We start from the raw sequence: 22105 nt of genomic DNA on the forward strand, positions 1-22105 counted from the left end.
TTTGCGGTGAAATCTAGAGTGGCAAGGGGGAATCATTTTTCTACTAATTTTCTACTAATTTTGTTTTGTTTTTTTGTCGAAAAGAGGTTATTCTAAAAGACGGGGTGATAAAATATGTTGAAATTTTATTGGTATCCAAAGTGTGGCACTTGTCGTAATGCTAAAAAGTGGTTAGACCAACAAGGAATCGCCTTTAATGAAATACATATTGTTGAAAATCCACCGTCAAAAAAAGAATTAGAAGAATTATATCAAAATAGTGGCCTAGAGCTGAAAAAATTCTTCAACACGAGTGGGCAAAAGTACCGTGAATTAGGCATAAAAGATAAAATGAAAACAGCTAGTGAATCAGAGTTACTGGATTTACTTGCATCTGATGGGATGTTGATTAAGCGTCCAATTGTTACTGATGGATCTAAAGTGACTGTCGGTTTCAAAGAAGAAGAATTTAATGAGATTTGGTCCAAAAAGTAAGCATTAATATTTGTAGATACCTGATTGTTACGATAATATGGAAACAATTAGTATCAATAGATTCATTTTAATACATAACTTGGAGGAGATAGGGATGACAACACCAAAAGAGCTTCGTTATTCAGAAGAACATGAATGGGTAAAAGTAGAAGACGGAAACATGCGTGTAGGTATTACATTTTTCGCTCAATCTGAGCTTGGTGATATCGTTTTCGTTGAGCTTCCAGAAGTAGGCGATGAAGTTACAGCGGACGAGCCGTTCGGAAGTGTTGAGTCAGTTAAGACTGTTTCTGAGCTTTATGCACCTGTTAGTGGTAAAGTTGTGGAAGTGAATGAGGAGTTAAGTGACAATCCTGAATTCGTAAACGAATCTCCTTACGAAAAAGCATGGATGATCGTAATTGAACCATCCAATTCAAGTGAATACGAAAATCTTATGACCGCTGAGCAATATGAAGAAATGATTAAAGAAGACTAATGTTTTGAGGGAGGGCTTATGCTCTCCTTTTTGTTTTACTTTAAAAACGTATAAATTAACAGTAAATAAGTAAGTCGCATAGTGACCAATCAATTAGATTAAGGTTTTCTATGGATAGCTTCTAACAGCCTTATTTAGGGCTATAGCTATCGCGTTATATAATATTGCTATTATTTGTTTTATTCCACCTATTTGTGGGGAAAGTATGAGTGACTGTGGAAAAATGAGGAAGACAACACCTTTTTCTAGAATATGAATAGTATAAAAAAAGAAATAAATTTATATTTAAATATTAATTTTTGCACATATCTTGTCCTTTTATTGAATAATAAACATAATAAAAACTTTTAAATGTTTCTTATTTGCTCGAAATGGGTGATGGCTATGGAAAATATGCAGTTGGAAAAAGTGATTATCGTGGAAGGGACGTCTGACAAAAAGAAAGTCAAAAGTGTCGTAAACGAACCTGTAGAAATCATTTGCACAAACGGAACAATCTCATTAAGTAAACTTGATGAGTTGATTGATGAGCTTTTTAATAAAGAAGTGTATATACTTGTAGATGCGGATGAAGCGGGGGAAAAGCTAAGAAAACAATTTAAACGCGAATTCCCTGAAGCAGCACATCTATATATTGATCGAGCATATCGCGAAGTAGCCACGGCACCTAAACACCATCTTGCCACCGTACTATTAAGCGCCAATATAGATGTTAATACGGAATATTTAAGTAAAGGATGACTTAGTAACTGATGTCGATTCATTCATTCTCCTTGGAGCAATTACAACAAAATATACTAGATAATGAAATATACGGTATATATATTTATACTCCTATTTGTGGAACATGCCAAGTAGCTTCAAAAATGTTGACAGTGGTTGAGTCGATGTTGCATGAATTGAAGGTTGAAAGAATTGATTTGAATTTTCTACCAGATTTAGCGAATCACTATAAGATTGAAAGTGTTCCATGTTTCTTACTTTTTGAAAATGGAACTCTAAAGGAACGTATATATGCCTTTCAATCAGTACCGGACTTGTATACAAAATTGAATAGATAACTACTTAACATCGTCCATCATAGGGCGATGTTTTTTACTGCTAAATTACACCATTAAATTGTAAATAATTTCTGAAAATATGTTTACTTTTAAACATATATACGTATATATTTAGGGAGACGAAATAACTGAAGGGGCGCAACATCATGCTGATGGAGTGGAAACATCAAATTCAATCATATAATCAAAATATTAAGTGGATATTATTAGGAAACTTTTTTATTCAAATTGGCTTTGGGATATTTATGGTCATTTATAACTTTTATATAAGGACGTTGGGTTTTGAAGATGTAGTAAATGGAAAGGTCGTTTCCATGGGCTCGTTGGCAACCGCATTATTACTTGTTCCTGCTGGTCTTCTTGCAGATAAAAAAGGAAGAAAAAACATTCTAATCATCGGGCTAATATTAACGGGAATGTTTACTATTGCTCGTTCAATTGTCGAAACCGAATCAACCTTACTACTTTTCGCTTTTCTGGCTGGAGGAACTTCAGCATTCTTACAGGTTTCTATGATTCCAATTCTATCTGATAACTCGATACCGTCTCAGCGGATTCACTTATTCAGTATTCATTTTTCTCTAATGACCTTAGCAAATGTAATAGGCAATGTTTCTGGTGGATTTTTAACAGATCTATTTTTACAATTTTCATCAAACCTTCACTCTATCCGGGCTACTTTACTTATTGGTAGTGTTATTTATTTATTGGCATTATGGCCATTAATGAAAATTAAAGAAGTAAAGGAAATAGGAAGCAAGGTTGAAGAAAACGTAAAGAAGGAAAAAAAAGCTCCCCTATACTTCATACTTTTATTTGCAGGATCACAATTGATAATAGGGATAGGAGCAGGGTTAGTAATCCCTTACCTAAACCTCTATTTTGCAGATCGCTTTCACGCGCCAAATTCAATCATTGGGATTATTATTTCACTTGGTCAAGCAGCCACTGCCATTGCGATGTTCATTGGTCCTGCTGTGGTCAAAAAGGTAGGTGAGGTAAAAGCTGTCGTTCTTTTACAATTACTCTCTTTACCGTTCTTGCTTATAACTGCTTATACAGAACATCTGGTAGTGGCTGCTATAGCATTTCTGTTCCGTCAAGCTCTTATGAACGCTGGTAACCCCATACAAATGTCTCTTATGATGTCGCTTGTTCCTGCAAATTCAAAGGGACTAGCTAGTTCAGCAAATCAAATGGCATTCAACTTGGGATGGGCATTTATGGGACCTGTATCCACTTCCATCGTCATGATCTATGGGGTATATTGGGGTTACGCTACTGTTTTTACCATCACATCTTTGATTTATTTAATGGGAACCTGTTATTTCTTCATAATCTGCAAAACAAAGCTTGGAATTAAGCAAGAAAAACCAGAAATATCCCATGTCTAGGTTAGCATTCCTCGACACTACTTGCTATTTCTCGGGAAATGTTATGTCTTATATTGTCGTTATTCCTAATTAGACCTATTGACTTGTCATATATTGATGGAAAAAATAGGCAATTTTTATGTCAGAAAAAAAGGAAATTGGAACATCCTTAGAGAAAATCTTATTCATGAGCTAATGAAGAGAGGGATAGGATGGTCCAAATGATTCAGCAATTCTTACAAGAGTGTTCTGAAAGAAAACATATTTCACTGATGTTACCTGAAAAAGGACTTCAAGTGGAAATACAAGCAAACCATTCATATATTCAGTTTTTCCTATCAAAAGAAAATATTTCTTTTAAGCCTAGCCAAGAGCACTACACAACCATTCATATAGAATGCGAACCTGATATTATAGAGGATTGGTTGTTAGGCAAAAAAAAGTTCCAAGATTTTATACATATGAAGTCCATGAAAGTACGTGGCAACTTTAGGGATATTCTTCGGTTAGAGAGCATTGTCTTACTGGCAAAACCGTATATCTGTTAATTTTATAATTTTCTAAAAATAAGTTGACGACTTATTTTAGCTGTGTTATATTTCCTTTTAACGAATAAAGAAACAAAAGATATTGTAATGAAATCTAAATAGTTGAATCTTATCCAGAGTGGCGGAGGGACTGACCCGATGAAGCCCGGCAACCGGTATGTGTACACGGTGCTAATTTCAGCAGGATATATAATCCTGAAAGATGAGAAGAGCATTTTAAGAGTCTCTTCTTTGTGGAAGGGGCTTTTTTTCGTGCCTCTTCGCTTATACATTTACCTTCCCTCGCCATGTTCATCATGCCCGAGTTGGTTGAAATAAAATTGATTTGATAAGGAGAGAGGCAAAATGGTGGAAAAAAATTATCGATTTGAGACATTAAGTATTCATGGTGGGCTCCAAGAAGATCCTGTGACTGGTGCAAGAGCTGTACCCATTTATCAAAGTAATGCTTACCTGTTCAGGGACACTGACCACGCAGCAAATTTATTCGGACTAAAGGAACCGGGATATATATATACCCGAATTCATAATCCTACTACCACTGTGTTTGAAGAAAGGGTTGCATTGCTCGAAGGAGGAATTGGTGCATTAGCAGTATCCAGTGGGATGGCAGCGATCACGTTAGCCATTTTGAATATTGCTGGCGCTGGTGATGAAATTGTTGCTGCATCAGCTCTTTATGGAGGTACCTATAATCTATTTGCAACCACTTTGCCGAAGTACGGCATTAAAGTGAAGTTTGTTGATCCTGAACAACCAGAAAATTTTCGCCAGGCCATCACTCCAAACACGAAAGCAATCTTTGCTGAAACCATCGGCAACCCTAGCCTTCATGTCCTTGATATTGAGAAAGTGGCTGAAATTGCCCATGAATCGGGTATACCACTTATCATTGATAACACCTTTGCCACGCCTTATCTATGCAGACCAATTGAACATGGAGCGGACATTGTCATTCACTCTGCTACCAAATGGTTATTAGGAAATGGAACCACACTAGGGGGAATTATTGTCGACGGTGGAAATTTCGATTGGAATTCACCTAAATTCCCTGGTTTCACAGAACCAGATCCAAGTTACAATAACATAGTGTATGCCCAAGCAATTGGGGCTGCTGCCTATATCATTAAAGCTAGAGTCCAATTGTTGAGAGACCTTGGGCCTGCACTTAGTCCGTTTAATGCCTTCCAATTTAATTTAGGGTTGGAAACATTACACGTTCGGATAAAAGAGCATATCGCAAATACAAAAAAAGTTGTAGAGTACTTAAAAGCCCATCCAGCCGTAAAGTGGGTTCTTTATCCAGGTGATGATCAGCATCCAGGCAAGGTATTAGCAGACAAATATTTGCCAAAAGGGGCTGGGGCAGTCGTAGTTTTTGGCATTGAAGGTGGTCGTGAGGCAGGTGCCACATTAATTAATTCAGCTAAACTTTGGTCACATGTTGCTAATGTTGGAGATGCAAAAAGTTTAATCATACATCCGGCGTCTACTACACATCAACAATTAAGTCCTGATGAATTAAAAACTACTGGAGTCACAGAAGACCTTGTCCGCTTATCAGTTGGAATAGAGAATGTGGAAGATCTAATTGAGGACCTTGAGCAAGCGATTGAAAAGGCGACTGGAGTGTCATCACAAGCTATTAAAGCATAATACTAAAATAATTTTTACACATAAATCATTGACAGACAATTTTTCACATGATATTATCACTCTCGTAATCTATTTTCACTTTTGTCATTTAATGCGTTAATTGAATATATGTCAACTCTTATCAAGAGAGGTGGAGGGATGTGCCCTATGAAACCCGGCAACCTTCAAAGAACTTAACGGTTCTTAGAAAAGGTGCCAATTCACACAAAGTCATAGACTTTGGGAGATGAGAGAAAGGAATATGAATTATTATGCCTTTCTGCTCATTTTTGCAGAAAGGCATTTTTTATATATTCCAAAGTCTAATTAGCGGCAGAGTTCGACAATTAGCGAGGTTAGAGACAACTAAAGAGGATGAAGTTAACCCTCTCTACGAATACTATGACAAGTGTAAAAGGAACAATCGAGGTGAGAAGTATTGATAACATTATCAAAGGTAACGAAGATCTTTAAATCAGGTTTTGCTTCACAAGATATCAAAGCAGTTGATGATATAAATTTGACCATTCATACAGGTGAAATCTTTGGCATCATTGGCTATAGTGGTGCTGGGAAAAGTACGTTAATTCGAATGTTAAATGGTTTAGAAATTCCTTCAGAAGGCTCCGTAGTTGTAGCGGAAAAAGAAGTTTCGAAAATAAGAGGTTCTGGGCTTAGAAAAGCCCGACAAGAAATAGGGATGATTTTTCAGCATTTTAATCTTCTCTGGTCGAGAACGGTTCGTGAAAACATTGCTTTCCCTTTAGAAATTGCAGGGGTGCCAAAAGCGAAACGTCAAAAAAGAGTTGATGAACTAATCCAATTGGTTGGTTTAGAGGGTAGAGAAAATGCATATCCTTCTCAATTGAGCGGTGGGCAAAAACAACGTGTAGGGATTGCTAGAGCACTGGCAAATAATCCGAAAGTTCTTCTCTGTGACGAAGCCACGTCAGCATTGGATCCGCAAACGACCGATTCAATCTTAGACTTATTAGTTGATATCAATAAAACATTGGGACTTACGATTGTCCTTATCACGCATGAAATGCACGTTATCCGAAAGATTTGCCATCGAGTTGCCGTAATGGAAACAGGGAAAATCGTTGAGATGGGTGACGTACTGGAAGTATTCCAGAATCCAAAGCAACCGATTACCAAGCGTTTTGTGCAGCAGGTGACAGAGCCGGAAGAAACAAAGGATACGGTCGACCATTTGCTAGAGCGTTATCCAGAAGGTAAACTGTTGCAATTGTCATTTGTAGGTGATGAGGCAGAAGAACCTTTAATTAGTAAATTGATTAGAAATTTCGAACTAGATGTCAATATTGTGCAAGGAAAAATAACACAGACTCAAAAAGGCTCTTATGGAACATTATTTATTCATGTAGATGGTCGAAACGATGAAGTGCTAAAGGCGTTAGACTACATTAGAGAGCAAAAGGTAAGTGTGGAGGTGATTGATCGTGCTTGAGACATACTTTCCAAATGTAAAATGGGAAAGAATTTATGAAGCTACTATTGAAACCCTCTACATGACTGGTTTGTCAGTATTAGCAACTTTCGTATTGGGGATTGCACTAGGACTACTATTATTCCTAACTTCTAAAGGTAATATTTGGGAAAATAAGTTGATAAACGGCGTAATCAGTGCATTTGTTAATATTTTTCGTTCTATCCCATTCATTATCTTAATTGTATTGCTTATTCCTTTTACAAAGGTACTCGTAGGAACCATCATTGGTGAGGACGCAGCATTACCCGCACTCATCATAGGTGCTGCGCCATTTTACGCGAGGATGGTGGAAATCGCCCTTCGTGAAATTGATAAAGGGGTCATTGAAGCAGCGAAGGCTATGGGTGCAAAAACAAGCACCATCATCTGGAAAGTGCTTCTTCCGGAGTCCATGCCAGCATTAATTTCTGGTATTACCGTTACTGCAATTGCATTAGTAGGATACACAGCTATGGCAGGTGTTATCGGTGCTGGTGGATTAGGAAATCTAGCATATTTAGAAGGATTCCAACGCAGTAGAGATGATGTCACTTTAGTGGCAACCATAGTGATTTTACTGATTGTATTCATCCTTCAATTTATTGGGGATCAAATTACAACTAAATTAGATAAAAGATAAATTATATAAATATAAAAAAGGGGAGTTTATCATGAAAAAATACGCATCATTATTATTAATTTTAACGCTATCTCTATTACTAGCAGCATGTGGTACAAAAAATGAAGAAGGTAAAAATGCTGATGGTGGTAAAGAAGATACTAAACTAGTTGTAGGGGCATCGAATGTTCCACACGCTGAAATTTTAGAAGAAGCAGCTCCACTCCTTGAAGAAAAAGGCTTTGAACTTGAAATCGTTCCTTACCAAGATTACATTATGCCAAACAAAGCTTTAGATGAAGGCGAGTTAGATGCAAACTACTTCCAACACATTCCTTATTTAGAGTCTCAAATTAAAGAAAATAATTATGATTTTGTTAATGCTGGTGGTATTCATATCGAACCAATCGGAGTTTATTCTAAAAAGTACAAAAGTCTAGAAGAACTACCAGAAGGTGCAGAAGTAATTATGAGTAGCTCAGTTGCTGACCATGGCCGCATTCTTTCAATGTTAGAAGAAAAAGGTTTGCTTACACTTAAAGAAGGTATTGATAAAACAGCAGCAACTGTGGATGATATTGTTGAAAACAAAAAGAATTTGAAATTCAAAACAGATATCGAAGCTTCTCTTTTAACACAAGTGTATGAAAACAATGAAGGTGACGCAGTTCTAATCAACTCTAACTATGCAATTGACGCTGGATTAAATCCAATTGAAGATTCAATCGCAATTGAAGATGCTAATTCCCCTTATGTAAACGTGATTGCCGTTAACAAGGGTGACGAAAGTAAAGAAGGAATTAAAGCACTAGTTGAGGTATTACGTTCTGAAAAGATCCAAAACTTCATCCTAGATCAATATAAAGGTGCTGTAGTACCAGTAACTGAATAAAGGAAAAACCCAGGCTAAATTGGCCTGGGTTTTTTCTTTGGCGAGTACTTGAAGTTTTCAAATATAAGGATAGAACAGTCTACTCCGAATCATAATAAGAAAGATTTTGATATATGAGGAGTGAACATAATGGAAAACACACACGCTAGCAATCCTTCTGAAGCTGCCATCATGGATTATAAAGAAGGCTTAGCAGTATTTACTGATAAAATGCCTGAGCTGGCAAAACACTATAATTCCTTTACGCAAGAATGCTTTAAGGAAGGCGAGCTTTCCAAAAAAGAAAAACAATTGATTGCCCTAGGTATTAGCTTATTTGCACAAGATGAGTACTGTATTATTTATCATGTAAAGGGCTGTCTGGATAATGGTGCTTCTGAAAAAGAAATATTAGAAGCAGTAGGAGTTACTGCTGCATTTGGTGGAGGAGCCTCTATGAGCCAAGCAGTTACTCTAGTTCTTCAAACTATTGAAGACTTATCGAAGCAACCATAAAAATAAGTAGCTGGCATAGTTTGCCGGCTACTTATTTTTAAGAAAATTATAAGAAAGAATCAAGCCTATAATATAGAGTAAACAAGCAAAGTAAGCAGGTAATAAATGGACAAAAGATGTATAGCCTATAGAAATGTGAACCGATATTCCGCTAATAAATGCTGGCAGTCCTCCCAGAAATAAAGCATTCCAGACCCATTTTTCCCCTTCTCTAAATCCCCACAAAGATATCATCAAAACGAGTAAACCTACACTGATTAAAGCACTTCCAAAACCAGCTCGATCATGTGCGATAACTGGTATCAAGCGATCGTTTAGAAAAGAAATCTGTTCAGCAGACATGCAGAGGTATAAAAGGTCTGTAGGGATAAAAATATACGTCATTCCTATGATTGTAATAATCATACCACCTATAGTTAAGGAAAATCCTAATATGACAAAGCATAACTGTCCGTAAAGGCTTGTTTTCCAATACTTAGTGTTCTTTTTATTAATTGAAGAAGGAGAGTTCATGATAATGGCTGTTTGCTTCCTCCCAATCCAATAGAAAGGAAATAGAACAACCCAAAACAAACCGTGGAGCCAATCGAAATAACCGAAGCCAATAAAGGCAAGTATACCTAAAAAACCAGTGACTGCTCCAATATCAATGGCTTTTTTTGACCAATGAATGCCTTTCTTCGCTCCATAAATCGAAAGGTAAACGTATAAAATCCCTCCAGAAATCATCGTTCCAGCCAATGTTATTCGGTCATGTGCCATGAAATAGAGAATCCTCTCATTAAGCAGATATAATTCTTCTTTTTTCATTTGTAAAAAACTTTCATCATAAGGCAAGATAACCGAAGTAGTTCCGAATAATAAAGCCAATAATCCTCCAAATAAAATTAACAGACCGAAATATAAATAATATTTCCATCCAACATTAGTGTTCGAATTCTCAGCTCTCAAACTATGTTTTAGAGCTTCATTAATTCGTTTAGGAAGACCAGGACCTGCTTGAACATATTCTGAACTTAAAAACACCAAATCAGCACCTTGTTGGATAAACTTAAGTGCATCAATAGGTTCCGATATTCCTCCTATAGTAATGATTGTCATCTCATGATTGGTAAGGCTTTTAATATTTTTTATGATATTTCCGTATTGCTCGTAGTCTGCCATATAGGAGAAATACTCGTTTTCTTGGAAATGTGGATGTTCATCAATGATTAACCCATTTAATATTCCTTTGTGATAAAGGGTAATAATTTTGTCAGTAGCGATTTCTACTTCAATATAAGGAAGACTTAAAAATAGTGGTTTATTTTGGCTCGTTTTTTTGATGTTTTGTAGAACCGCGCTATCATACAATCTTTCTATAACAATAAAGTCGCTGGATTGACTAATTTTTGTTGCAAGTTCAATAACTTCTGCATCATTGCCAACGATTCGAGAAAAAAATGGCACAGTTCGATGACGTACAGAGTTGATTTTCTCGACAGCCTCTGAAACAGACACGCTTTCGATTTCCTTGGAATACAAAATGTCCGTTTTATCTTTTGACCATTTTACATGCTGCTCTATTTTCTTTCCTTTTAGCGTAATTGGACCAATTTCAATAGCACCAAAGCCTAAGCTGCAAAAAGCTTGGATTCCTTCAAGGCGACTATCAAGCTTTCCGCTAAAGCCAACCCTCGAGTGAAATTGCCAATCATGAATGCTAAAAGAGTCTTCATGGTCAGGTTTCATATGACCAAGAAATTCAATCCACTTTCTTCCTATAGAACAGCTCGCTAATACATTCATAGTTTTATGTATAAAAGAACGAGATTTGTCTGCGTCCAATTTCTTTAATAATGGTAGAAATAGTGGATGATAACTCCAATCAGGCATTTTAATACCTCCTAACTCCACTTAATCGTAACATGAAAGAAACATTTAAAGGTTAATTAGTAATAAGTGGAAAATGGATTAATGTATCGAAGGAAGGGTAATAGGTAAGTGAAGAGTGCAACAACGTCTAATTAAAATTTATATTAGCGAAAGGAATGGTTCATTATTAATCCACATCAGTTAAATCTTAATGTAACTAGTGAAATGGAAAAGGCAATGCAACAAGCTCATGGAGTTGGCTACAGTGTTTATAACCGTGATTTGAATGTGCGTATGCAAGTAGAAGATTCTCGTCAAAAAGATTACGAGAAAGGGCACAGAATCATTCAAGAGTTGAATAGACGACTCCATAATTAAAATATGAAAATGTAAGATTAAGATCAGCTACTAAAGGGTGCTGGTCTTTTTTTGTTGGCGGGAATTATTTTGTGGTGGTATTTTAATGCTTCTCTTTTTAGGGTGACGGAGATGTGAAAGTTAACCATAGCCCGCGAATGATTCCCTTTTTGTGGTGACTAAGTAGCAAAAGGTCATCATAGCCCCAAATGATGCTTTTCACTTTGGCATATCTCCAAACAATATATATACGTAACTACTTTACATGTAATGGATGCAAGCAATTTGGGCAATAGTATGAAAAGCAGAAATAAATCTATTAGGAAGAAATCTTTTACACTATCCTCATATTGTTATTACCATTTAATTAGTTGCTATCAGTTTTCATTTGTTATAAGATTGTAATGAGAATAAATTGAGAATTACTGTAGTTCATTTGTTTCCTAATAACCTATTTGGCACCTGCACTTAGTAAAAAGCGCAGGTGTCAGTTTTGAGGGAGATATATGGAATGCAGTGTGACAATAGGAAATAGGCTGGATGAGATTTTCATACAGAAAAATCCTTTACTATGAATTTAATGTCGGAGGTATTAATATGGCTGGTTCAACTTTAACAATTAAGGATTTACATGTTTCAATCGATGGTAAAGAAATTTTAAAAGGGGTAAACCTAGAGGTTAAAGGTGGAGAAATCCATGCAATCATGGGTCCAAATGGTACTGGTAAATCTACTTTATCGTCTGCGATCATGGGTCACCCTAAATATGAAGTAACGAGTGGTAGCATCACTTTAGATGGTAAAGACGTTTTAGAAATGGAAGTTGATGAGCGCGCTCAAGCTGGATTATTCCTTGCTATGCAATACCCAAGCGAAATCAATGGTGTTACTAACGCAGACTTCCTTCGTTCAGCGATTAATAGCCGTCGTGAAGAAGGAGAAGAGATTTCATTAATGAAATTCATCCGTACGATGGATAAAAAAATGGAACTTCTTGAAATGGATCCAGATATGGCACAACGTTACCTTAACGAAGGATTCTCTGGTGGAGAAAAGAAACGTAATGAAATCCTTCAATTAATGATGCTTGAGCCTAAAATCGCAATCCTTGATGAGATCGATTCTGGTCTTGATATCGATGCTTTGAAGGTAGTTTCAAAAGGGATCAATGAAATGCGCGGAGAAGATTTCGGCTGCTTAATGATTACTCACTACCAACGTTTATTAAACTACATCACGCCTGATTTCGTACACGTTATGATGCAAGGTCGTGTTGTTAAATCTGGTGGTCCTGAGCTAGCTCAACGCTTAGAAGCAGAAGGTTATGACTGGATTAAGCAAGAACTAGGAATCGAAGACGAAACTGTTGGCCAAGAAGCTTAAGCGTTAGGAGGATATCAATGACTACCGAAACTAAATTCCCGATTGAGAAAGAGTATTTAAACTCTTTTTCAAATGAAAACAATGAACCGGCTTGGTTAGCGGAGCTTAGAATTCAAGCGCTTCAAAGCTTTGGTGAACTGCCAATGCCAAAACCTGATAAAACGAAAATCGACAAATGGAATTTCACTGAGTTCGAAAACCATGTCGTGAAAAGTGAAAAATATGAAAATCTAGATGAACTTCCAGAAGCAGTGAAATCACTGTTAGATAGTGAGGAAGTAAATCGTAACTTATATATCCAACGTAATAATACTCCTGCTTACACTGTTCTTTCTGAAGAGCTGAAAAGCCAAGGTGTTATTTTCACAGATATTTTAACTGCTGCAAAAGAACATTCTGGACTGGTTCAAAAATATTTCATGAAAGACGGAATCAAAGTGGACGAACACCGCTTGACGGCTTTACATGCCGCACTTGTTAACGGTGGAGCTTTCTTATATGTTCCGAAAAACGTTGAGATTAAAGAACCAATTCAATCTGTATTCGTCCATGATCAAGCAGAAGCTACTTTATTCAATCATGTATTGATTGTAGCGGATGACAACTCTTCAGTTACTTATGTAGAAAACTACATTTCTACGTTGGACACTGAAAAAGGCATCGTGAATATCGCAACTGAAGTAATTGCTGGTGCAAATGCTAGAGTTGCATATGGTGCGGTGGATTCCTTATCTTCAGGTATCACGACTTATGTGAATCGTCGTGGAGTAGCTGGTAGAGATGCAAAGATTGAATGGGCATTAGGATTAATGAATGATGGCGATACAATCTCTGAAAACATCACGTATTTAATGGGAGACGGTTCTTTCGGAGATGCGAAGACAGTTGTTGTGGGACGTGGAGAGCAAAAGCAAAACTTCACGACTAGCATCATCCATTTCGGTAAAAACTCAGAAGGCTATATCTTAAAGCATGGTGTAATGAAGGATAGTGCTTCTTCCATCTTTAATGGTATTGGGAAAATCGAACACGGTGCTTCTAAGTCAAATGCAGAACAAGAATCACGCGTTCTAATGTTAAGTGAAAAAGCTCGTGGAGATGCAAATCCAATTCTTCTAATTGATGAGGACGATGTTACAGCAGGTCACGCTGCTTCTGTCGGACGTGTTGATCCCATCCAAATGTACTATTTAATGAGTCGTGGAATTCCTAAGAAGGAAGCGGAACGATTAATCATACACGGTTTCCTTGCGCCAGTTGTAAACGAATTGCCTATTGAAGGTGTTAAAAAGCAATTGGTTGAGGTTATCGAAAGGAAAGTAAGATAATGAACGCATACGAAATCCGTAAGCACTTTCCGATACTAGACCAAGAAGTCAACGGAAAACCCCTTGTTTATTTGGATTCAGCTGCGACTTCGCAAAAGCCATTATCCGTTATTGAAGCGGTGAATAAGTATTACCGTGAATATAATTCGAATGTCCATCGTGGAGTTCACACTCTTGGTACAAAAGCGACTGATGGATATGAAGGAGCAAGGGAAAAAGTTCGTAAATTCATTAATGCTTCTTCAACTGAGGAAATTATCTTTACACGCGGCACAACTACAGCATTGAATACAGTGGCCGCAAGTTACGGACGTGCAAACCTGTCTGAAGGCGATGAAATCGTGATTTCCTATATGGAGCATCATAGTAATATCATTCCTTGGCAACAGGTTGCTAAACAAACTGGCGCTACATTGAAATACCTACCTCTTCAAGAGGATGGTTCCATTTCTCTTGAAGATGCTAGAGCAACTATAACATCCAACACAAAGATTGTTTCCATCATGCATGTTTCGAATGTATTAGGGGTCATCAATCCTGTAAAGGAGCTTGCGGCAATTGCTCATGAAAATGGGGCTATCATGGTTGTCGATGGTGCACAAGGAGCTCCGCACATCAAGATTGATGTTCAAAATTTAGATTGTGATTTCTATGCATTCTCAGGACATAAGATGTGTGCTCCTACTGGTATTGGCGTACTATATGGTAAGAAGAAGCATTTGGAAAATATGGAACCAATAGAATTTGGTGGAGAGATGATCGACTTTGTTGATCTTTACGAATCAACTTGGAAAGAGCTCCCTTGGAAATTCGAAGGTGGAACTCCAATCATCGCAGGTGCAATAGGTTTAGGTGCAGCTATAGATTTCTTAGAAGAAATTGGTTTGAATCGCATCGAAGCACATGAACACAAATTGGCTGCTTATGCATTAGAGAAGATGTCAACCATCGAAGGAATTACCATCTATGGACCGAAAAATGCTTCTCAGCGTGCAGGCGTTGTCACGTTTAACCTTGATGATGTCCATCCACACGATGTAGCGACAGTCCTTGATGCAGATGGTATTGCGGTGCGTGCCGGCCATCATTGTGCACAGCCTTTGATGAGATGGCTGAAGGCTTCTGCAACAGCTAGAGCAAGTTTTTACCTCTATAATACGGAGGAAGATATTGATAAGCTTGTTGAAGGGCTTGTCAAAACAAAGGAGTATTTCAGCAATGTCTTTTAATAACTTGGATGCCCTCTATCGTCAAGTCATTATGGATCATTACAAAAATCCTCGTAACAAAGGGTCTTTGGATGAAGGAAACTTGACTATTGATATGAACAATCCAACTTGTGGTGACCGAATCCACCTAACCATGAAAGTCGAGGATGGCAAGGTAGTTGACGCCAAATTCGATGGAGAAGGATGCTCCATATCGATGTCATCTGCTTCTATGATGACTCAGGCGATAAAAGGCAAAGATATAGAAACAGCTCTTAAAATGTCTTCTATTTTTTCTAACATGATGCTAGGAAAAGAGTACGATGACTCAGATCTTGACCTAGGTGATATCGAAGCGTTACAGGGAGTAGCGAAATTCCCTGCACGTATCAAATGTGCGACATTAGCTTGGAAAGCCATGGAAAAAGGTTTGAATGACTAAAATAAGCTAAACGAAAAAGAGGGCAGTCCATTCGTTGGTAAAGCCCTCTGACGTTTTTGAAACGGAGGAATCGAGCTATGGCGAAAAAGATGCCAGAGATCGGAGATTACAAGTACGGTTTTGCAGATAGAGACGTGTCCATTTTCCGTTCTAAGCGCGGTTTGACTAGAGAAATCGTAGAAGAGATTTCCCGCATGAAGGAAGAGCCACAATGGATGCTTGATTTCCGCTTGAAATCATTGGAGCTTTTTTACGAAATGCCAATGCCTCAATGGGGTGGCGATCTGGCAAGCTTAAACTTTGATGAGATTACGTATTACGTAAAACCATCTGAGAAATCAGAGCGTTCTTGGGATGAAGTTCCAGAAGAAATTAAACAAACGTTTGATAAACTAGGAATCCCAGAAGCAGAACAAAAATACCTTGCAGGTGTTTCTGCGCAGTACGAATCCGAAGTTGTTTACCACAACATGAAAGAAGAACTTGAAGATCTTGGAATTGTTTTCAAGGATACAGATTCTGCACTTCGTGAAAATGAAGATATTTTCCGAGAGCACTTTGGGAAAGTAATTCCATCAACAGACAACAAATTTGCTGCATTGAACTCGGCTGTTTGGTCTGGTGGTTCATTCATTTATGTGCCAAAAGGAATCAAAGTGGATACGCCTCTTCAAGCGTACTTCCGTATTAACTCTGAAAACATGGGACAATTCGAGCGTACGTTAATCATTGTTGATGAAGGTGCGCATGTACACTATGTAGAAGGTTGTACAGCTCCAGTTTATACGACGAATTCACTTCATAGTGCCGTTGTTGAAATCATCATCAAGAAAGACGCTTACTGCCGTTATACCACCATCCAAAACTGGGCTAACAACGTATTCAACCTTGTTACAAAGCGTGCAGTGTGTGAAGCTAATGCTACAATGGAATGGATTGATGGAAACATCGGTTCTAAGCTGACGATGAAATACCCTGCTGTAATCCTTAAAGGTGAAGGCGCACGTGGTATGACATTAAGTATCGCGATTGCTGGTAAAGGTCAACATCAAGATGCAGGAGCTAAAATGATTCACCTTGCACCGAATACTTCATCTACAATTGTGTCTAAGTCCATCTCTAAACACGGTGGAAAAGTAACATATCGTGGTATTGTACATTTCGGTCGCAAAGCGGATGGCGCTCGTGCGAATATCGAATGTGATACATTGATTATGGATAACCAATCAACTTCTGATACAATTCCATACAATGAAATCCTGAACGACAACATTTCCCTTGAACATGAAGCGAAAGTTTCTAAGGTTTCAGAAGAGCAACTGTTCTATCTAATGAGCCGTGGAATCTCTGAGCAAGAAGCAACGGAAATGATCGTAATGGGCTTCATTGAGCCGTTTACAAAAGAACTACCAATGGAATATGCTGTTGAAATGAACCGTTTGATCAAGTTTGAAATGGAAGGTTCAATCGGTTAATAGAAAAAACCCGTCTTTAAAGGCGGGTTTTTTACTGTTTAAAATGGAAAAAGAAGATTATATTTAAGGAATAAGTATATCTCAATTAGGCTTTTTGCCAACGGGCTTGGTGCTATGTATGTTTTCAATTTCTAATATGATTTAAAGCTGTGGAAAGCTATTTTTACACCTATTACTCATTTTCATACAAGACTTTTTAGGGTTATGATACAATATTTCAGCTAGTAAAAATGGGAGGGATGGAACGATGATTTGGATTGGCGTTACTGGATGGGGAGACCATGACACTTTATATACCGGGAATATACCCCTTAGAGATAAACTAAAGGAGTATGGAGCCCATTTCCCTATTGTAGAAGTGGATTCTGCCTTTTATGCGATTCAACCAAAACGTAATGCTGAAAAGTGGGTGAAAGAAACACCTGCAACCTTCCAGTTTATCGTGAAAGCCTATCAAGGAATGACAGGTCATCAACGAGGTGAGATTCCTTTCAATAGTAGAGAAGAGATGTTTACTGCATTTCTCGATTCTTTAACACCATACCAAGAAGCTGGAAAACTTGCTATGGCACTGTTTCAGTTCCCTCCTTGGTTTGAGTGTAAGAAAGAAAACGTAGATTATTTAAGATGGTGCAAGGAACAAATCCAAGGCATTCCAGCGGCACTTGAATTCCGAAATCAATCATGGTTTTCGCCCCAGTTTTATGATAAAACACTTTCATTTATGGAAAGTGAAGGCTGGATTCATAGTATTTGTGATGAACCACAGTCTGGAAGTGGTTCAATTCCATTTGTCCCTTTTGTCACTAATTCGGACAAGACCTTAGTCCGCTTACATGGAAGGAATGTCCATGGATGGACAAAACCTGCTAATGGCAAGGACTGGAGGGAAGTAAGGTACCTATATAGATATAACAAAAAGGAGTTAATAGATATAAAAAATAAATTACAAACACTTCAAGAACAAACTAAACAACTTTATGTACTATTCAATAATAATTCTGGTGGAGATGCAGCAGAAAATGCTAAAGAAATGATAGAATTATTGGGTGTTGCTTATGAAGGCCTTGCTCCAAGGCAGCTCGATTTGTTTTAGTGTGAGATAAACATAGATAGAGGTGTATGGAGAGTGGAATGGATTGTTTTATTAATCATCATCGGATTATTTGCAGGAACAGTGGGTTCATTGATTGGTTTAGGCGGAGGTATCATAATTGTCCCAGCTTTGTTGTTCTTTAGTTCGTCCACTGATTTGCTTGGCCCATTGACTCCTCAGGTTGCTGTGGGAGTTTCAACAGTGGTTATGATTTTTACTGGATTGTCTTCTACGTTGGCATATATGAAGCATAAGACTGTCGATTATAAAACAGGCTTCATCTTCTTTGCTGGATGTGGTCCAGGTGGCATTTTAGGTGCGGTTATGAATAAACAAATGAATCTTCAAGATTTTAATGTCTATTTTGGGATTTTTGTAATATTAATTTCTATAGTCCTTATCATCAAGGACCGATTAAAGCCTGTCACCTATAAAGAAACTTTTCAGATTAAGAGAATTTTTAAGGATCCGGATGGCAAGGAGTTTCAATATGGATACAACATACTGCCTGCTTTACTAATATCCTTTGGAGTAGGATTTTGTTCAGGGTTATTTGGGATTGGTGGAGGTTCCTTGATTGTCCCTACCATGATATTGCTTTTCTTGTTCCCACCTCATGTTGCTGTGGCAACTTCGATGTTTCTTGTTTTTTTATCTGCTTTGGTCAATTCCGTCACACATATTTCATTAGGGAATGTGAATTGGGCTTACGCTGCCTCTATCATTCCAGGCGCTTGGTATGGTGCGAAAATCGGGGCATTCGTAAACAGGAAGCTTACTAGCAATAATCTTGTTAACATATTGCGCGTTATATTATTGATCATAGGGATTCGCCTGATTTATCAGGGGATTGTCGGTTAAAGATTAAAAATGCTCATTAGGTAAACACCCTTTCTTGGCCTTTTTCATATGTATGTATGTGAGGAAAGGAGTGTGATGTTTAGATGATGAGCATGACACCGATTGAAATTGGAGGTAGAACGTTTCTAGGGATATCAGTACAACTCCCTAAAACGAATTTGCTGGTAGTAACCTCTGATAAAGGATATATTATGTGTGGCGCTCTAGATGTTGGATTATTAAATGCTAAACTCAAGGATCGTCATATTATTGCAGGAAGAGCGGTTGGAGTTAAAACGCTTGACCAGTTGTTGGATGCTCCGTTAGAATCAATAACTTTTGAAGCAGAAAATCTCGGTGTGCAGGTAGGGATGAAGGGTCGAGACGCTTTATTATATATGTAGAGTTCTAAAGCTGCCATCTTTGGTGGCTTTTTCTGTTCAATGTAGAAAAAACAATAGATAGTATTTCACTTTGATGGGTTTAATTTAATATTATGGAAAAATAATGTAAATTTTATGTCGCTTTTTACCTAAAAATACAAGATTACTTATTTTTATCACAATTCTCTCTTGATTAAACTTATATTTAATAGATAATAAAGCTATATTAGTTAAATATTCTATTTATTATTATTTTAAAAAATGGATTTTTATACAGGAGATAGTGATGAGACTTTTATCTACGTCTAGCCTGAAGCCAGGATATAAATTAGGTAAGTGCATATATAATGAAAGAGGTCAGATTCTGCTCAATGAGGGTGTTGAGCTTACCGAACGGCTGATTGTTAGATTGCAAGAATTAGGGATTCCGTATGTATATCTTGCTGACCCGAAAACCGAAAATATTGTTCCGTCGACAACATTAACAGACCAATTAAGACAACAGGCTATAGTCACAATAGAAGAAACGTTTAAAGACTTAGAACTTAATGAAAGTATTACAGGATCATTTGTAGTTGAAAAAGCTTCTAAACGTTTCATGGAATTAATTAGGTGCATCCTAACTGAAATAAAAGGAAACCAAGAATTATTAACTCTTTTAACAAATGTATATACATATGATAATTATATATTTAGCCATTCCTTGAATGTCACACTATATTCATTGGCGATTGGTATAGAGTTACAACTTAATCAAAAACAGCTAGAGACCCTGGGCCTAGGTGCCATTTTGCATGATGTAGGAAAAATGATGGTACCTTCTGAAATATTATTAAAACCTGGTAAGCTCTCTGAACATGAATTTGAAGAAGTGAAAAAGCATTCAGAGTATGGCTTTAATTTACTGAGAGGAGTGGGAACACTCCCGCTTCTTGTGGCACACTGTGCGTATCAACATCATGAAAGACTCGATGGTTCAGGATATCCTAGAGGTCTGCGTGAACAGGATATTCATTATTATGGGAAAATCATTGCCGTTGCTGATGTGTTTGATGCGGTTACTTCTAACCGTGTTTATCGAAAAGCAATGCTTCCTCATCATGGATTAGAAATCCTATACGCTGGATCAGGTACACAGTTTGATACGAGTATAATAGAAGCTTTTAGAAAGGCTGTAGCCATTTATCCTAACGGTGTAGCCGTTGAATTAAACAATGGCTATAAAGGAATCGTGGCTAGACAAAATAGTGGTTTAAGTGAAAGACCAGTGCTGTTAATTCTTGAAGAACAAGGACATGAGGTTGCAACACCTTACGAATATGACTTGAAAGATCATCTTGATGTTATTATCGTAAATTGTAATGCAGAATTATTTGAAAAACAAACCAGTTGAATATTCTACAAAAATTAGAAGCCTAGATCCCTCTATACAAGCATACATATAGCTTGTAAAGGAGGGATTTTTTTGAGCTTCTTTAGACGGAGGGGTCTACCAAGGACGAAAACGAAAGGACCCTTGCCCACAAGATATGTATTCCTTTTAACTTTTGTTTTCTTTCTTTTTTCAACAGCTGGAGGGCTTTATGTAATTAATAGAGGGATTGAACCAACATTAATGAATTACGCTGAAACACAAACGCAGAAAATTGCGTCTCTTGTAATCAATAAAGCAATTAGCGAAAAAATTGCTAATGGAATCAACATGAATGAAATTATTGAGTTTAGTTCCACTGATTCAAATAGTGATTTAACGGCCCCTGTCAGATTTAATGCTGAAATTATTAATCGTGTAAATGCCGAGATTGTTAGTACAGTGTTAATGAATCTTAAGTCGGCGGAAAAAGGAGAGCTATCACTAATCGAGGAAACAGCTGGAGTTGAAATTGAGAAGGATGGAACTGAAACGGAAGGAATCGTCTTTTATGTTCCATTAGGTCAAGCTACTAATAATGCTTTATTGGGGAACTTAGGGCCGAGAATACCGGTAAAATTCAATGCGATTGGGAATGTTCACTCGGACGTTCGAAAAAAGGTAACCCCTTTTGGTATCAATAATGCATATGTAGACATTACCATTCACATAGAGGTGACAGTACAAATCATCATCCCTTTTGCCACTAAAGTGCATACAGTCACCCAGGATATTCCCGCAGGAATGATTGTAATACGTGGTCAAGTTCCAGAGTTTTATAATAATGGGGGTAAAGCGGATCCATCCATTGGCATGCCTAAGAAGTAATAAAGGAGATGACTCAAACTAAGTTTCGTTCCTCATGGTTTAAGTTTAAATGGAGAGATAATGTCTTCCATGGCAATGTATAAACCATGTTGGTTAGACGCTTAGGGGTCATCTTCTTAATTAAGTATAATTATTTTAAAATATCATTCATTAGCTCATATAATAATAGCTTTTCAGTAAAACATTATTCAGAATTGATATGATAGGACGCAGTAAAACATTCAATAATTTCAAAAACCTTGTCATATCAAGTTGTATGATCCTTTTATAAACAAACAACGAATAAATATACAAAGGAAAATATTATATGTAAATGATTTTACTTTTCTGAAATTTTTTGTTTTGACAGAGAGTGAAATAGTAGATATACTACTTTTAGATTAAATAAAACATTCTGAAAATTAAAAGTGTTCACTCTAGTAGGGTGGATAGA

Annotated in this window: 23 protein-coding genes and 2 riboswitches; of the genes, 22 read left to right on the forward strand and 1 reads right to left on the reverse strand. The window is 37.2% G+C overall.

From position 1 onward, the window contains the following. The first annotated feature begins 114 nt into the window (after window positions 1–114). The 11 genes from DBX25_RS09905 (at window position 115) to DBX25_RS09955 (ending at window position 9067) form a co-directional block, all read left to right on the forward strand. Window positions 115–474, forward strand: a complete 360-nt coding sequence (locus DBX25_RS09905) for an arsenate reductase family protein (RefSeq protein ID WP_108670632.1) — start codon at window positions 115–117, stop codon at window positions 472–474. Between the two features lie 94 nt (window positions 475–568). After that, complete coding sequence (gcvH, locus tag DBX25_RS09910) at window positions 569–952, forward strand: glycine cleavage system protein GcvH (protein ID WP_108670633.1); 384 nt, start codon at window positions 569–571, stop codon at window positions 950–952. Window positions 953–1336: 384 nt separating this feature from the next. Further along, window positions 1337–1693, forward strand: a complete 357-nt coding sequence (locus DBX25_RS09915; protein ID WP_108670634.1) for a toprim domain-containing protein — start codon at window positions 1337–1339, stop codon at window positions 1691–1693. 11 nt (window positions 1694–1704) lie between these two features. Continuing rightward, the gene (locus DBX25_RS09920; RefSeq protein ID WP_108670635.1) at window positions 1705–2013 is read left to right on the forward strand and encodes a thioredoxin family protein; all 309 of its coding nucleotides are present in this window, start codon (window positions 1705–1707) and stop codon (window positions 2011–2013) included. A 146-nt stretch (window positions 2014–2159) separates the two neighbouring features. Beyond that, window positions 2160–3407 carry an MFS transporter gene (locus DBX25_RS09925; protein WP_108670636.1) on the forward strand — a complete coding sequence of 416 codons (1248 nt, stop codon included), beginning with the start codon at window positions 2160–2162 and terminating at the stop codon, window positions 3405–3407. A gap of 200 nt (window positions 3408–3607) precedes the next feature. Beyond that, on the forward strand, window positions 3608–3934 hold the full coding sequence (locus tag DBX25_RS09930) for a hypothetical protein (protein WP_157950934.1): 327 nt from the start codon (window positions 3608–3610) through the stop codon (window positions 3932–3934). 106 nt (window positions 3935–4040) lie between these two features. Beyond that, window positions 4041–4143, forward strand: a riboswitch (SAM riboswitch). 136 nt (window positions 4144–4279) lie between these two features. Then, window positions 4280–5590 (forward strand): O-acetylhomoserine aminocarboxypropyltransferase/cysteine synthase family protein, encoded by a 1311-nt coding sequence (locus DBX25_RS09935; RefSeq protein ID WP_108670638.1) that lies wholly within the window; start codon window positions 4280–4282, stop codon window positions 5588–5590. A gap of 115 nt (window positions 5591–5705) precedes the next feature. Then, window positions 5706–5823: riboswitch (SAM riboswitch) on the forward strand. Between the two features lie 185 nt (window positions 5824–6008). Beyond that, window positions 6009–7040, forward strand: coding sequence for a methionine ABC transporter ATP-binding protein (locus tag DBX25_RS09940; protein WP_108670639.1), 1032 nt, complete (start codon window positions 6009–6011; stop codon window positions 7038–7040). Beyond that, on the forward strand, window positions 7033–7701 hold the full coding sequence (locus DBX25_RS09945) for a methionine ABC transporter permease (protein ID WP_108670640.1): 669 nt from the start codon (window positions 7033–7035) through the stop codon (window positions 7699–7701). Before DBX25_RS09940 ends, DBX25_RS09945 begins: the two co-directional genes overlap by 8 nt. A 31-nt stretch (window positions 7702–7732) precedes the next feature. Further along, entirely contained in the window at window positions 7733–8572 is an 840-nt protein-coding gene (locus DBX25_RS09950) for a MetQ/NlpA family ABC transporter substrate-binding protein (RefSeq protein WP_108670641.1), read from the forward strand. Between the two features lie 129 nt (window positions 8573–8701). Then, window positions 8702–9067 (forward strand): carboxymuconolactone decarboxylase family protein, encoded by a 366-nt coding sequence (locus DBX25_RS09955; protein ID WP_108670642.1) that lies wholly within the window; start codon window positions 8702–8704, stop codon window positions 9065–9067. Window positions 9068–9094: 27 nt separating this feature from the next. On the opposite strand, the gene DBX25_RS09960 is transcribed toward DBX25_RS09955, so the two are convergent. After that, window positions 9095–10942, reverse strand: coding sequence for a dihydroorotate dehydrogenase (locus DBX25_RS09960; RefSeq protein WP_108670643.1), 1848 nt, complete (start codon window positions 10940–10942; stop codon window positions 9095–9097). A gap of 216 nt (window positions 10943–11158) precedes the next feature. Between DBX25_RS09960 and DBX25_RS20840 the strand changes: the two genes are divergently transcribed. The 11 genes from DBX25_RS20840 (at window position 11159) to yunB (ending at window position 21672) form a co-directional block, all read left to right on the forward strand. Then, on the forward strand, window positions 11159–11299 hold the full coding sequence (locus DBX25_RS20840; protein ID WP_170110130.1) for a YuzK family famiily protein: 141 nt from the start codon (window positions 11159–11161) through the stop codon (window positions 11297–11299). A 576-nt stretch (window positions 11300–11875) separates the two neighbouring features. Further along, window positions 11876–12661: a Fe-S cluster assembly ATPase SufC gene (gene sufC / locus DBX25_RS09965; protein ID WP_108670644.1), complete on the forward strand. Its 786-nt coding sequence runs from the start codon at window positions 11876–11878 to the stop codon at window positions 12659–12661. Window positions 12662–12678: 17 nt separating this feature from the next. Further along, entirely contained in the window at window positions 12679–13989 is a 1311-nt protein-coding gene (gene sufD / locus DBX25_RS09970; protein ID WP_108670645.1) for a Fe-S cluster assembly protein SufD, read from the forward strand. After that, window positions 13989–15218, forward strand: coding sequence for a cysteine desulfurase (locus DBX25_RS09975; protein ID WP_108670646.1), 1230 nt, complete (start codon window positions 13989–13991; stop codon window positions 15216–15218). The genes sufD and DBX25_RS09975 overlap by 1 nt, the downstream gene beginning before the upstream one ends. After that, on the forward strand, window positions 15208–15639 hold the full coding sequence (gene sufU, locus DBX25_RS09980) for a Fe-S cluster assembly sulfur transfer protein SufU (protein ID WP_108670647.1): 432 nt from the start codon (window positions 15208–15210) through the stop codon (window positions 15637–15639). The genes DBX25_RS09975 and sufU overlap by 11 nt, the downstream gene beginning before the upstream one ends. A gap of 77 nt (window positions 15640–15716) precedes the next feature. Further along, window positions 15717–17114, forward strand: coding sequence for a Fe-S cluster assembly protein SufB (gene sufB, locus DBX25_RS09985; RefSeq protein WP_108670648.1), 1398 nt, complete (start codon window positions 15717–15719; stop codon window positions 17112–17114). Window positions 17115–17361: 247 nt separating this feature from the next. Continuing rightward, complete coding sequence (locus DBX25_RS09990; protein WP_108670649.1) at window positions 17362–18210, forward strand: DUF72 domain-containing protein; 849 nt, start codon at window positions 17362–17364, stop codon at window positions 18208–18210. A 33-nt stretch (window positions 18211–18243) separates the two neighbouring features. Beyond that, complete coding sequence (locus DBX25_RS09995) at window positions 18244–19071, forward strand: sulfite exporter TauE/SafE family protein (RefSeq protein ID WP_108670650.1); 828 nt, start codon at window positions 18244–18246, stop codon at window positions 19069–19071. A gap of 83 nt (window positions 19072–19154) precedes the next feature. Further along, a complete protein-coding gene (locus DBX25_RS10000) occupies window positions 19155–19454 on the forward strand; it encodes a YunC family protein (RefSeq protein ID WP_108670651.1) in 300 nt (99 codons plus the stop codon). Window positions 19455–19719: 265 nt separating this feature from the next. Then, window positions 19720–20826 (forward strand): HD-GYP domain-containing protein, encoded by a 1107-nt coding sequence (locus DBX25_RS10005; RefSeq protein WP_108670652.1) that lies wholly within the window; start codon window positions 19720–19722, stop codon window positions 20824–20826. Window positions 20827–20898: 72 nt separating this feature from the next. Then, window positions 20899–21672: a sporulation protein YunB gene (gene yunB, locus DBX25_RS10010; RefSeq protein ID WP_108670653.1), complete on the forward strand. Its 774-nt coding sequence runs from the start codon at window positions 20899–20901 to the stop codon at window positions 21670–21672. Window positions 21673–22105 lie beyond the last annotated feature (433 nt).

The sequence above is a fragment of the Peribacillus acanthi genome (genome assembly GCF_003073175.1).
GTDB lineage: Bacteria > Bacillota > Bacilli > Bacillales > DSM-1321 > Bacillus_BN > Bacillus_BN acanthi.